The organism is Sphingomonas sp. NIBR02145 (assembly GCF_027359115.1).
Taxonomy (GTDB): domain Bacteria; phylum Pseudomonadota; class Alphaproteobacteria; order Sphingomonadales; family Sphingomonadaceae; genus Sphingomonas; species Sphingomonas kyeonggiensis_A.
The window spans coordinates 3,404,413-3,416,975 of sequence record NZ_CP114791.1 but is presented as its reverse complement, the minus strand read 5'-3'; the positions used below and the strand labels follow the sequence as shown (position 1 = coordinate 3,416,975).

Sequence of the window (12,563 nt, the reverse complement as noted above, 5' to 3'; positions counted from 1 at the left end):
TGCGAAGCGAGTACGAGTTTCATGCTTTTCCTTTTTCGAGCGTCCGCTCGTTGCACAGCTGGATGATCGCCGCCGCGGTTTCCTCGATCGAACGCCTTGTGACGTCGATCACCGGCCAGCCATTGTCGGCGAACATCCGCCGCGCATAGGCGACTTCGCGGGTCACCGCATCCTGCTCGACATAGCTCGTCTCGGTGGCCTGGTTGAGCGAGAGCAGGCGGTTGCGACGGATCTGGATCAGCCGGTCGGCGCTGGTGGTGAGGCCGACGATCAGCGGATGCTTGAGCTTGTAGAGCTCGGGCGGCGGCGGCGATTCCACCACGATCGGGATGTTAGCGGTCTTGTAGCCGCGGTTCGCCAGGTAGATCGAAGTCGGCGTCTTGGACGAACGCGAGACGCCGGCGAGGAGGATGTCCGCCTCTTCCCAATCCTCGGCGAGCAGCCCGTCATCATGCGCGATGGTGAACTGGATCGCATCGACACGGGCGAAATAGGCGGCATCCAGCGTATGTTGCCGGCCCGGCCGCGCCTTGGCTTCCTGGCCGAGCAGGTTGGACAGTGCGTGGTTGACCGGATCGAGCGGCGCGATCGCCGGCAGGCCCATCGCGCGGCAGCGGCTCTCCAGCGTGCGGCGGATCTCCGGGTTCACCAGCGTGTAGAGCACCAGCCCCGGATTCTGGGCGATCTCCTGGAGGATCCGCTCGAGATGCGCTTCGCTGCGCACCATCGGCCAGAAGTGGCGGAGCGTTTCGACATCGTCATATTGGGCGAGTGCCGCCTTGGCGATGTTCTCCAGCGTCTCGCCGGTGGAATCGGAGAGGAGGTGGAGGTGAAGCCGCATCAGTGACCCTTGTGGAAGGCGCGGAGCGCCGCTGGGTGTGAATCTGTGGATAACATGGCTGACAGCCACTAGCGCAACCCGGCGGATGAACCAATCGGGTCAGTTTGGTGACTCCCACTGGTGATTCGTCCACAGCCGCGTCCCCAACTTGTGATTCCAATCCACAGCCTGTTGAAAACGGGGACGGCGTGCGCGAATCCGAGGACTCCCGAGGGGCCGCCAGAGTCAAACTGTTGGCAACTCGCGGACGAGTGCATAAGCCCCGGCTTTCACGCGCCAACAGACTCCAACAATCTCTAGATTCATTCTTTATTGTTTTAGGAACGAGGCCCTGACCGACTCCCATTCCAAGCCGCTGCTCGAGACGCTCCAGGGTGTTCGACAGGAGACTCCGCCCGTCTGGCTGATGCGTCAGGCCGGTCGCTATCTGCCCGAATATCGCGCGCTCCGGGCCGAGAAGGGCGGATTCCTCGAACTCGCGCTCGACCCTGAAGCCGCGGCCGAGATCACCCTCCAGCCGATCCGCCGCTTCGGCATGGACGGCGCGATCCTGTTCTCCGACATCCTGATGGTGCCGATGGCGCTGGGCCAGAAACTCTGGTTCGAAACCGGCGAAGGTCCCCGCCTCGCGCCGACCGTGACGGCCCGTCAGATCCTGGATGGCCTTGAATCGCGTCCTGAGGCCCTGCAGCCGGTCTATGAGACCGTTCGGCAGGTACGGGCCGCCCTCGACCCGCGAACCACCTTCCTGGGCTTCGCAGGCAGCCCCTGGACCGTTGCCACCTATATGATCGCCGGACAGGGGAGTCGCGAGCAGGCCGAGGCGCGCAGACTCGCTTATGGCGATCCCGGACTCATGCAGGCGCTGGTCGATCGCATCGCCGACTGCACGATCGACTATCTGGCGGCACAGATCGATGCCGGCGTCGAAGCCGTACAACTGTTCGACAGCTGGGCCGGCAGCCTTTCGCCCGAGCAGTTCGAGCGCTGGGTGATCGCGCCGACCGCCCGCATCGCCGCGGCGGTGAAGGGCAAGGCACCGGTGATCGGATTCCCCAAGGGCGCCGGTGGCAAGCTGCCCGCCTATGCGCGCGAGACCGGCGTCGATGCGATCGGACTCGACGAGACGGTCGATCCGGCCTGGGCCGACGCCGTGCTGCCGGAAGGGCTGCCGGTGCAGGGCAATCTCGATCCGCTCGCGCTGATCGCCGGCGGCGATACGCTCGATCGCGCGGTCGACCGGATCCTTTCGGCCTTCCCAACCCGTCCGCATGTGTTCAATCTCGGGCACGGCATCCAGCAGGACACGCCAATCGAGCATGTCGAGCGGCTGCTGGCGCGGATCAGGGGGTAGAGATGGCGGGATTCCTCGGTGGGGCGTATCTTTGGGTCAAGGCGTTCCACATCATCTTCGTGATCTTCTGGATGGCCGGCCTGTTCCTGCTGCCGCGCTATCTCGTCCATCACCAGGAAGCGCTGGGCACGCCCGAGGCAGCCGCCTGGGAAAAGCGCGAGGCGCTGCTCCGTCGAATGATCCTCACGCCCTCGATCGGGATCGTCTGGCTGCTCGGCCTGATGCTCGCCGCCAATCTCGGCTTGTTCGAAAGCGGAGCAGGGCTCGGCTGGCTCCATGCCAAGCTGCTGATCGTGTTCCTGCTTTCCGGCTATCACGGCTGGGCGGTAGGCTATTCGAAGAAGCTGGCGAAGGGGCAGGGTGCGATCGCGCCGCGGACGCTGCGGCTGGTCGGCGAAGTGCCGGCGCTGGCGGTGATCCTCATCGTGATCCTCGCGGTGGTGAAGCCCTTCTGAGCGTTGGCGCAATTTAGTTGCGCCATTTCGGTTTGTCGCCGCAACTTACCGCTTGCCGCAAAAGCGCATACCAGACCGCGGAGACCGGTTGACTTGGGGGTAGGCCACTCCTAATTCGGCGCTGTGGACCGGGTCACCGGGCCATCCCTCCTCCAAGCATCGTTATTCGCGCGCGACTCTACCCGCCGACCGACGCTCCCCCCAGCATCCAAGCACCCGGACTCCCAATGCATCTCAAGGACCTCAAGAAGAAAGCCCCCGCCGAACTGGTCTCGATGGCCGAGGAGCTCGGCGTGGAGAGCGCTTCGACGCTGCGCAAGCAGGACCTGCTGTTCGGCATCCTCAAGGCAGAGGCCGAGAATGGCGAGCAGATCCTGGGCCTGGGCACGATCGAGGTGCTGCCGGACGGCTTCGGCTTCCTGCGCAGCCCCGAGGCGAACTATCTCGCCGGCCCGGACGACATCTATGTCTCGCCCAACCAGGTCCGCAAGTTCGGCCTGCGCACCGGCGATACGGTGGAAGGCGAGATTCGCGCGCCCAAGGATGGCGAGCGCTATTTCGCCCTGGTCCGCCTGGTCTCGGTCAATTTCGATGATCCCGACGCGGTCCGTCACCGCGTCAACTTCGACAACCTCACCCCGCTCTATCCCGAGAGCAAGCTGACGCTCGACCAGCTCGACCCGACCCAGAAGGACAAGTCGGCCCGCGTCATCGACATCGTCTCGCCGCAGGGCAAGGGCCAGCGCACGCTGATCGTCGCGCCGCCGCGCGTCGGCAAGACGGTGATGCTGCAGAACATCGCCAAGGCGATCACCGACAACCATCCCGAAGTCTTCCTGATCGTGCTGCTCATCGACGAGCGCCCCGAGGAAGTCACCGACATGCAGCGCTCGGTGAAGGGCGAGGTGATCTCCTCGACCTTCGACGAGCCGGCCCAGCGCCACGTGCAAGTCTCTGAAATGGTTATCGAAAAGGCAAAGCGCCTGGTCGAGCACAAGAAGGATGTGGTCATCCTGCTCGATTCGATCACTCGTCTTGGCCGCGCCTACAACACCGTGGTGCCTTCGTCGGGCAAGGTGCTGACCGGCGGTGTCGACGCCAACGCCCTGCAGCGCCCGAAGCGCTTCTTCGGCGCCGCGCGCAACATCGAAGAGGGCGGTTCGCTCTCGATCATCGCCACCGCGCTGATCGACACTGGCAGCCGCATGGACGAAGTCATCTTCGAAGAGTTCAAGGGCACCGGTAACTCGGAAATCGTCCTCGACCGCAAGGTGGCGGACAAGCGCATCTTCCCGGCGCTCGACGTCGGCAAGTCGGGCACCCGCAAGGAAGAGCTGCTGGTCGACAAGGCCAAGCTCACCAAGATGTGGGTGCTGCGCCGCATCCTCATGCAGATGGGCACCGTCGATGCGATGGAGTTCCTGCTCGACAAGATGAAGGACTCGAAGACCAACGAGGATTTCTTCGACTCGATGAACCAGTAAGCTGTCCCACGCTCCACGTGGAACAGGACGAAAAGGCCGGGCCCAGCGCCCGGCCTTTTTCGTTTTGATGCTGGACGCGCCCGACGCTTGCATGCCGCTGCAAGCGCGTTAGGGCTTAGCCGATGCTCGACATGCTCCTCAGCGCCGCCGCAGCCGGAATCGGCTCTCCTGCCGATATCTGGCAGCATATCCTCGCCGATTTCTCGAACTTGGGCGATCCGTCCGCGCTCGCCGCATTCGGCTCGGTGCTGATGATCGACCTGGTGCTGGCGGGCGACAATGCGATCGTCGTCGGTGCGCTTGCCGCGGGGCTCCCCGCCGAGCAGCGCAAGAAGGTCATCCTGATCGGCATCGGCGCCGCGCTGGTCCTGCGCATCGCCTTTGCGCTGATCGTCAGCTGGCTGATGGGCATTGTCGGCCTGATCTTCGCCGGTGGCCTGCTGCTGCTCTGGGTGAGCTGGAAGTTCTGGCGCGAGATCCGCGAGGGCGGCCCGCACGCCGATGAGGTGGAATCGGGCCTGAAGCCCGCCAGGAGCTTCGCCGCGGCCGCCTGGGCGGTTGCGGTCGCCGACGTCTCGATGAGCCTCGACAATGTCCTGGCGGTCGCCGGCGCGGCCCGCGAGCATCCCGGTATCCTCGTCGTCGGGCTGCTGCTCTCGGTGGCGCTGATGGGCATCGCGGCAAACCTGATCGCCAAGCTGATCAACCGCTATCCCTGGATCGCCTATATCGGCCTGATCGTGATCGTCTTCGTGGCGTTCCGCATGATCTATGAAGGCTGGGTGGGCACGCACGAGACGCCGGGGATCACCAGCTTCTTCTGAAGATGATTACCAGGTCTCCCGTGCTTGCGGGAGGAGAGGGAAGGCCGGGCATTGCCCGGCCTTTTCCGTTTCACAGGCTGGTGCGACCTAATGCGCCACTGCCTTGGAAAACAGGTTCATCACCACCACACCGGCGATGATCAGTCCCAGCCCAAGCATTGCCGGCATATCGAGCTTCTGCCCCTGGAAAATCCAGGCGATCGCCGTGATCAACACGATCCCCACGCCGGACCAGATCGCATAGGCGATTCCCGTCGGGATCGTCCGCAGGGTGAGCGACAGGCAGTAAAAGGCAGCCGCATAGGCAATGACCGTGACCAGGCTCGGCACCAGGCGGGTGAAGCCTTCGGACTGTTTCATGAAGCTGGTGCCGAGTACTTCGGCAGCGATGGCGATACTCAGGAAGAGATAGTTCATGGCGGACTCCGATTGGGTTCGGAGCCGCAGGCCATGCGTCGCGCCGAACCGGGTTCGTTGGACGCCGAGGCTGAGAAGAACCCGCGTGCGGGCGCAGGAGCCACCACCCTGCTGCTCTATTTTCGACGGCTCGAACTCTAGGCTGATGCGATCCGCCTGTCACGTCGCCGGCAGGAGCGAAAGGCGGTGCGCTCACAGGAACACGCCGCCTTCAAAACAACTTATCCCAGGTTCTTCGCAAAGAACTCGGCAGTGCGAGCGTCGGCCAGCCTGGCAGCTTCATCCGAGCGGCGCTTGCCGAAGGTGTCGGCGAAGCCGTGATCCTCGCCGGCATAGTCGTACAGCGTGACCTTGGGGTGATCGTCCAGGCCGGCATGCATCGCCGCCTGGGCTTCCGGGGTCACGAAGTGATCGGCTTGGGGAATATGCATGAGCACCGGGCGCGAGATGCCGTGCTTCTCGCCGAGCAGATTGTCGATGCCCACGCCATAATAGCCGACGCTTGCATCGCTGTCGGTCCGGGTCGCGCTCATGAATGCCAGGCGTCCACCCAGGCAGAAACCGACCACGCCGACCTTGCCGCCCTCGCCGAGCTGGGCACGCGCCGCGCGGATCGTTGCCTCGATATCGCGGATCCCGGCGTCCTGGTTGAACTTGCCCATCAGCGCGAGCGCCTGCTGGAACTGCTCGGGCACATCGGCATCGAGCTGGATGCCCGGCTCGAGGCGCCAGAACAGATCGGGCGCGAGGCTGAGATAGCCCTTCGCCGCCCAGTCGTCGCACTTTTGGCGGATGCCCGGGTTCACGCCGAAGATCTCCTGGATCACGATCACCGCTGCCTTGGGCGTGCCCTCGGGCCGGGCGACATAGGCCTGGAAGCTGCCGCTGCCGTCGATCGTATCGATGCTGATCATTTCGCTCACAATAGAGTCCTTCCGGAATGAAGCCGCTCATGTTCGAGCAGCCAGGATTTGGTCTTGGGTCCGTCGCCGCCCGAATAATTGCCGAGGCGGCCGCCATCGGCGAGCACGCGGTGGCAGGGGACGAGGATGGGAAAGGGGTTGCGCGAGCAGAGCTGGCCGATGGCGCGGGCGCTGGAGCCGGTCTGGCGGGCGAGTTCGCCGTAGCTCAGCGTCTCGCCATAGCCGATGCCGATCATCGCGGCGCGCAGCTCTGTTCCACGTGAAGTCGGCAGCGGCTCGAGCGGCAGGTCGAAGTCACGGCGATCACCCGCGAACCAGGATTCGAGTTGCTCGAGCGCGGCGCGGACGGCAGTGGCGCGGGCAGGGCGGGGCGCGTCGATGCCACCGATCGTCACGGAAACCAGCATGTCTTCGCTACCTTCGACCCGCACCGGACCGATGGGCGTTGCGATCACACCATGGTCGCGCGCATACATGCAGCCGAACTAGCAGCCGCACCGCGGCGCGCGCAACGGAGATGGCCATGAAGATCAATGTCGAGGTGGATTGCACGCCCGAGGAAGCGCGCCGGGCGATGGGCCTGCCCGACCTGGGGCCGGTCCATGAGCGTTATGTCTCGATGATGGTCGATGCGATCAACAAGCATGGCAGCCCCGAAGCCTTCCAGCAGATGCTGCAGAGCTGGTCGCCGATGGGCGAGGCCGGCATGGGCTTCTGGCGGGCGATGTTCGATGCCGGCACCGGGAGCAAGACCGACAAGTAATGGATACGATCTACGCGGTTTCCAGCGGCGCTCCGCCCGCCGCGATCGCGGTGCTGCGGGTGAGCGGTCCGCATGCTTTTGAAATGGTGCGGGCTTTCGCCGGCGATCTGCCGAAGCCGCGCCGCGCTGCGGTGCGCGCGTTGCGGGATCCCGCGGATGGCGCGCTGCTCGATCGTGCGATCGTGCTCTGCTTTCCGGGGCCGAACACCGCGACGGGCGAGGACCTGGCCGAATTCCATCTCCATGGTGGCCGCGCCGTGGTCCGCGCGGTCGAGGCGGCGCTGGCTGCCCGGCCGGGGCTCCGGTCGGCCGAGCCGGGCGAGTTCACCCGGCGCGCGCTGATCCATGGCCGGATCGACCTGAGCGAAGCCGAGGGGCTGGGCGACCTGCTGATGGCCGAAACCGAGGCCCAGCGCCGGTCGGCGATCCGGTCGGCGGAAGGCGCGGTGCGTCGCGCCGTCGAGGATTGGACGGATCGGTTGCTCGGGCTTGCCGCCCGGGTCGAGGCCGAGCTCGATCATAGCGATGAGGATGACGTCGCCGACGCAGCGCTGCTCCCGGTGATCCGATCGGGTGCGGCTTCCCTGGCGGCGGATATCGAAGCGATTGCCGATCGCCCGCCGGTCGAGCGGTTGCGCGACGGCATAAGGGTCGTGCTCGCCGGACCGCCCAATGCCGGCAAGTCGTCGTTGCTCAATGCGATGGCGGGTCGTGATGCGGCGATCGTCTCGCCGATCTCGGGTACCACGCGCGATCGGATCGAGGCGCCCGTGGTGCGTGGCGGGATCGCCTGGCTGCTGATCGACACTGCCGGCCTGGCGGCGCTGCCCGGCGACGAGATCGAAGCGATCGGCATCGCCCGCGCCCAGGCAGCCCAGGCGGAGGCAGACATCCTGCTCTGGCTTGGCGACGAGACCCCGCCCGCGCACGATCATCTGCTTTGGCTCAATCCTCGCGCCGATCTGCCGGGGCGGGGAGCAAGCGAGGGGCGGCTATCGCTGTCCTCGCGAACGGGCGAGGGTATAGATGCGCTCTGGCAGGCCCTGGCGAGGCTTGCGGGCGATCTGCTGCCACCACCCGATCAGATGGCACTCAATGCGCGTCAACGGGAGCTGTCCCAGGGCGCGGCCGCAGCGTTGCGGGCGATTGAGCGCGAAAATGACCTGCTGCTGATCGCGGAGCATCTCCGCTCCGCCATGCGCGCCTTCGACGCGATCACGGGCCGGGCGGGGGTGGAGGCGATGCTCGATGCGCTGTTCGGGCGTTTCTGCATAGGTAAATAGATGTTCCACGTGGAACGCTTTTGACGCGGCGCGTGCGATTCTGTAGCGCGCGGGCAATGGATTTCGACGTCATCGTCATTGGCGGCGGGCACGCCGGCACCGAAGCGGCTGCCGCCTCGGCCCGCCGCGGCGCGCGCACCGCCCTGCTCAGCTTCGACCTGTCCAAGCTCGGGGCGATGTCGTGCAACCCGGCGATCGGCGGCTTGGGCAAGGGACATCTGGTTCGCGAAGTCGATGCATTCGACGGGCTGATGGGTCGCGCGACCGATGCCGCCGGCATCCATTACCGGATGCTCAACCGGTCCAAGGGCACTGCCGTCCAGGGACCACGCGTCCAGGCGGACCGCGTCCGCTATGCCGCCGCGATCCAGAAGATGCTCGGCGAGCAGCCCAACCTGCATCTTGTCGCAGGCGAGGCCGAGGCGCTGGAGCTGGCCAACGGTGCGGTCGCCGGCGTCCGCCTCGCCGATGGCAGCCTGCTCGAATGCCGCGCCGTGGTCCTCGCCACCGGCACCTTTCTCGGCGGCCGCATCTTCCGCGGCGAGGAGCGCGAGACTGGCGGCCGCGTCGGCGAGGGCTCGGCCATCCGCCTGGCCGGGCAGCTTCGCCAACTGAACCTGCCGATGGCGCGTCTCAAGACCGGCACCCCGCCGCGTCTCGACGGCCGTACGATCGACTGGGCGCGGATCGAGGAGCAGCCTTCCGACGGCGATCCCTGGACCATGTCGCCGCTCACCCCGGGCCGCGTCCTGCCCCAGCTCCATTGCGGCGTCACCCGCACCACCCAGGTCACGCATGACGCGATCCGCTCGGGTCTCGATCGCTCGCCGCTGTTCACCGGCGCGATCGATGCGCAGGGGCCGCGCTATTGCCCGTCGATCGAGGACAAGATCCACCGCTTCGGCGATCGCGACGGCCACCAGATCTTCCTCGAGCCCGAGGGCTTGGACACCCATCTGATCTACCCGAACGGCATGTCGACTTCGCTGCCGGTCGATATCCAGGTGGCGATGGTCAATTCGATCCCGGGGCTGGAGCGGACGGAGATCGTCACGCCCGGCTATGCGGTCGAGTATGACCATATCGATCCGCGCGCGCTCGATGCCACGCTGGGGCTTCCCGCGATTCCGGGTGTCTGGTGCGCCGGGCAGATCAACGGCACTACCGGCTATGAGGAGGCAGCGGGGCAGGGGCTTGTCGCGGGCCTCAACGCCGCCGCCTATGCCTGCGATCTCGCGCCGCTGATCCTTGATCGTGCGACGTCCTACCTCGGCGTGATGGTCGACGACCTGGTGCTGCAGGGCGTCACCGAGCCCTATCGCATGCTGACCGCCCGTGCCGAGTTCCGCCTCCGCCTGCGCGCCGACAATGCCGGCACCCGGCTGGGCCCGATCGCGGCCGAACAGGGTTGCCTCGGCGCCCAGCGTCTCGCCTGGCTCGTGGCGCGGGCAGAGGGCAGGGCAGCGCTCGACCAGGTTTTTACCGCCGAACGTACCGCCAGCGCCCTGGCAGCTCGTGGCGCTTCGGTCGCCCAGGACGGCGCCAGGCGTCCCGCCCGCGAATGGCTGCGCTTCCCCGGGATCGAGCTGCACCATCTCGACCTCCATCCGAACACCGATCCGGACCTGCTCGCCGAGTATGTCGAGGACGCCCGCTACGCGCCCTATCTCGAGCGCCAGGAAGCCGAAGTTGCCCAGCTCCGCGCCAATGACGCGGTCAAGCTCCCCGCGACCATGGACTTCGCCGCAATCGCCGGGCTCTCCAACGAGATGATCGAGAAGCTCTCCGCCTCGCGCCCCGAGACGATCGGCGCCGCGGCACGCATCCGCGGCATCACGCCGGCGGCATTGTCCGCCATCCTCCTTCACGCGAAACGGCGCGCCGCATGACCGAAGACGAAGCACGCGACTGGATCCGTGCACATTTCAATGTTTCACGTGAAACGCAGCTACAGCGCTTCGGCGAGATCCTGCGCGAAGAGTCCGCGCGGCAGAACCTGATCTCGTCCGCATCGTTCGACGAGCTCTGGACCCGCCACTTCGTCGATTCCGCCCAGTTGATCCCGCTGGCGGCGGAGGCCGGGGAGGGCGCCTGGGTCGATGTCGGCACGGGTGCCGGCATGCCCGGGCTGGTCGTCGCGATCCTGATCGATCGCCCGGTGGTGATGGTCGAGCCGCGCATCCGCCGGGTGGAGTTCCTCCGCGCTGCGGCGGAGCAGCTGGGCATCACCGACCGCGCCACCGTCGTCCATGGCAAGATCGAAAGCTATCAGCCGGAGCAGAAAGCGGCGATCGTCTCGGCCCGGGCCGTTGCCGCTTTGCCCGATTTGTTCAAGACAACCGCGCATTGCACCGACTCTTCCACAATATGGTTGCTCCCAAAGGGCCGAAGCGTGCAATCGGAGGTGGAAGCGGCGCGCGCGAAATGGCAGGGTGCGTTTCACGTGGAACCCAGCATCACGTCGCCGGAATCGGGGATCGTGGTCGCGCGAAAGGTACGCCCCAAATGATCTGCATCGCTATCGCCAATCAGAAGGGCGGGGTGGGTAAGACCACCACGGCGATCAATGTCGGCACCGCGCTTGCGGCGACTGGCCAGCGCGTCCTGCTGATCGATCTCGATCCGCAGGGCAATGCCTCGACCGGCCTCGGCATCAGCCGGGCCGAGCGCGAGCATTCGAGCTATGACCTGCTCGTTACCGATGTCGACCTGGTCGATGTCGCAACGCCGACCAAGGTCCCCGGGCTCGATATCGTCCCGGCAACGCAGGACCTGTCGGGCGCCGAGATCGAGCTGATCGAGTTCGATGCGCGCACCCACCGGCTCGACAGCGCGATCGCGCGCCATCATGCCCAGCGCTGGGACGTGATCCTGATCGATTGCCCGCCCTCGCTCGGCCTGCTGACGGTCAATGCGATGGTCGCCGCGCACGCGCTGCTGGTGCCGCTCCAGTGCGAATTCTTCGCGCTGGAAGGCCTTGGTCAGCTGCTCAATACGGTCGAGCGCATTCGTGGCCGGTTCAACCCAGGCCTGTCGATCCTCGGCGTGGTGCTCACCATGTATGATCGCCGCAATCGCCTGACCGACCAGGTTTCGGACGATGTCCGCGCGGTGCTCGGCCGGGTCGTGTTCGACACCGTCATCCCGCGCAACGTGCGTCTCTCCGAAGCGCCCAGCCACGGCCTGCCGGCGCTGATCTACGATCATCGCTGCCCGGGCTCCGAAGCCTATATCGCGCTCGCACGTGAAGTGATCGATCGCCTGCCCAAGCTCAAGAAAGCCGCATGACCGAACCCACCCGCAAGCCTCGCCCCGGCCTTGGCCGCGGGCTGTCCTCGCTGCTCGGCGAAAATGTTCCCGAAGCACCGGTCTCCGGCACGCCTGATGTCGCCTCGGGCCTGCGCATGCTGCCGGTCAGCTCGCTGGTGCCCCACCCGGACCAGCCGCGCCGCCATTTCGACGAGGAGGCGCTGGAAGAACTGGCCCAGTCGCTCAAGCTGCGCGGGCTGATCCAACCGATCGTCGTCCGCCCGACCGGCCATAATTACCAGATCGTCGCCGGCGAGCGCCGCTGGCGCGCGGCGCAGCGCGCCCGGCTGCACGAGGTCCCGGTCATCGTCCGCGACTTCAACGAAGCCGAGACGATGGAAATCGCGCTGGTCGAGAATATCCAGCGCCAGGACCTCAACGCGATCGAAGAGGCCGAGGCCTATGCCCGGCTGATCCGCGAGTTCGGCCATAGCCAGGAAGCGCTGGGCAAGCTCGTTCACAAGTCGCGCAGCCATATCGCCAACCTGCTCCGCCTGCTCGATCTGCCCGAGGGCGTGCGCAACATGGTGGTGGTCGGCGAGCTCGACATGGGCCATGCCCGCGCGTTGATCGGCGCGCCGGAGGCGGAGAGGCTCGCGCGCGAAGTTGCGACCAAGGGGCTTTCGGTGCGCGAGACCGAGAAGCTCGCCCGCCACGCCAAGCCCAACAGCAAGCGCAAGCCCGAGCCGAAGATCCGCGACGCCGATATCTCGGCGCTCGAGCATCAGCTGGGCGACGTACTGGGCCTCAACGTCCGCATCGCCCACGGTGCCAAGGGCGGCACGCTGACGCTTTCCTATTCGACGCTCGATCAGCTCGACATGGTCTGCCAGCGGCTGAGCGGCGAGCGGATCTGACGACCTAGCCTAGCGAGAAGCAACGCATTGCGCTTTCCCGGCGAAAGCCGGGG

General features: G+C 66.1%; 14 protein-coding genes. 10 read left to right on the top strand and 4 right to left on the bottom strand.

From position 1 onward, the window contains the following. Positions 1 to 19 precede the first annotated feature (19 nt). A complete protein-coding gene (locus O3305_RS15375) occupies positions 20 to 844 on the bottom strand; it encodes a pyruvate, water dikinase regulatory protein (protein WP_269576529.1) in 825 nt (274 codons plus the stop codon). Positions 845 to 1,247: 403 nt separating this feature from the next. Between O3305_RS15375 and hemE the strand changes: the two genes are divergently transcribed. The 4 genes from hemE to O3305_RS15355 all read left to right on the top strand — a co-directional run bounded on the left by hemE (position 1,248) and on the right by O3305_RS15355 (position 4,958). Continuing rightward, on the top strand, positions 1,248 to 2,195 hold the full coding sequence (gene hemE, locus O3305_RS15370; RefSeq protein WP_269573330.1) for a uroporphyrinogen decarboxylase: 948 nt from the start codon (positions 1,248 to 1,250) through the stop codon (positions 2,193 to 2,195). Positions 2,196 to 2,197: 2 nt separating this feature from the next. After that, positions 2,198 to 2,650, top strand: a complete 453-nt coding sequence (locus O3305_RS15365) for a CopD family protein (protein ID WP_269573329.1) — start codon at positions 2,198 to 2,200, stop codon at positions 2,648 to 2,650. Positions 2,651 to 2,877: 227 nt separating this feature from the next. Then, positions 2,878 to 4,134, top strand: a complete 1,257-nt coding sequence (gene rho / locus O3305_RS15360) for a transcription termination factor Rho (protein ID WP_184163328.1) — start codon at positions 2,878 to 2,880, stop codon at positions 4,132 to 4,134. Positions 4,135 to 4,256: 122 nt separating this feature from the next. Next, the gene (locus O3305_RS15355) at positions 4,257 to 4,958 is read left to right on the top strand and encodes a TerC family protein (protein ID WP_269573328.1); all 702 of its coding nucleotides are present in this window, start codon (positions 4,257 to 4,259) and stop codon (positions 4,956 to 4,958) included. An 87-nt stretch (positions 4,959 to 5,045) separates the two neighbouring features. Here O3305_RS15355 and O3305_RS15350 read toward each other — a convergent pair whose 3' ends face one another. The 3 genes from O3305_RS15350 to O3305_RS15340 form a co-directional block, all read right to left on the bottom strand. Beyond that, positions 5,046 to 5,375 carry an SMR family transporter gene (locus tag O3305_RS15350; RefSeq protein WP_269573327.1) on the bottom strand — a complete coding sequence of 110 codons (330 nt, stop codon included), beginning with the start codon at positions 5,373 to 5,375 and terminating at the stop codon, positions 5,046 to 5,048. A gap of 221 nt (positions 5,376 to 5,596) precedes the next feature. Beyond that, a complete protein-coding gene (locus O3305_RS15345) occupies positions 5,597 to 6,298 on the bottom strand; it encodes a dienelactone hydrolase family protein (RefSeq protein ID WP_269573326.1) in 702 nt (233 codons plus the stop codon). Next, positions 6,295 to 6,774, bottom strand: coding sequence for a methylated-DNA--[protein]-cysteine S-methyltransferase (locus tag O3305_RS15340; protein ID WP_269573325.1), 480 nt, complete (start codon positions 6,772 to 6,774; stop codon positions 6,295 to 6,297). Before O3305_RS15340 ends, O3305_RS15345 begins: the two co-directional genes overlap by 4 nt. Before the next feature lie 47 nt (positions 6,775 to 6,821). On the opposite strand from O3305_RS15340, the gene O3305_RS15335 reads away from it, so the two are divergent. Genes O3305_RS15335 through O3305_RS15310 form a run of 6 tightly spaced genes read left to right on the top strand, consistent with a single transcriptional unit; the run spans position 6,822 to position 12,510 of the window. Further along, positions 6,822 to 7,061: a DUF6489 family protein gene (locus O3305_RS15335; protein WP_184163342.1), complete on the top strand. Its 240-nt coding sequence runs from the start codon at positions 6,822 to 6,824 to the stop codon at positions 7,059 to 7,061. After that, complete coding sequence (gene mnmE / locus O3305_RS15330) at positions 7,061 to 8,344, top strand: tRNA uridine-5-carboxymethylaminomethyl(34) synthesis GTPase MnmE (RefSeq protein ID WP_269573324.1); 1,284 nt, start codon at positions 7,061 to 7,063, stop codon at positions 8,342 to 8,344. The genes O3305_RS15335 and mnmE overlap by 1 nt, the downstream gene beginning before the upstream one ends. A 56-nt stretch (positions 8,345 to 8,400) precedes the next feature. Further along, positions 8,401 to 10,233, top strand: coding sequence for a tRNA uridine-5-carboxymethylaminomethyl(34) synthesis enzyme MnmG (gene mnmG / locus O3305_RS15325; RefSeq protein ID WP_269573323.1), 1,833 nt, complete (start codon positions 8,401 to 8,403; stop codon positions 10,231 to 10,233). Next, a complete protein-coding gene (gene rsmG / locus O3305_RS15320; RefSeq protein ID WP_269573322.1) occupies positions 10,230 to 10,853 on the top strand; it encodes a 16S rRNA (guanine(527)-N(7))-methyltransferase RsmG in 624 nt (207 codons plus the stop codon). The genes mnmG and rsmG overlap by 4 nt, the downstream gene beginning before the upstream one ends. Beyond that, a complete protein-coding gene (locus O3305_RS15315) occupies positions 10,850 to 11,632 on the top strand; it encodes a ParA family protein (protein ID WP_269573321.1) in 783 nt (260 codons plus the stop codon). The genes rsmG and O3305_RS15315 overlap by 4 nt, the downstream gene beginning before the upstream one ends. Next, complete coding sequence (locus O3305_RS15310) at positions 11,629 to 12,510, top strand: ParB/RepB/Spo0J family partition protein (protein WP_269573320.1); 882 nt, start codon at positions 11,629 to 11,631, stop codon at positions 12,508 to 12,510. The genes O3305_RS15315 and O3305_RS15310 overlap by 4 nt, the downstream gene beginning before the upstream one ends. Positions 12,511 to 12,563: the final 53 nt, after the last annotated feature.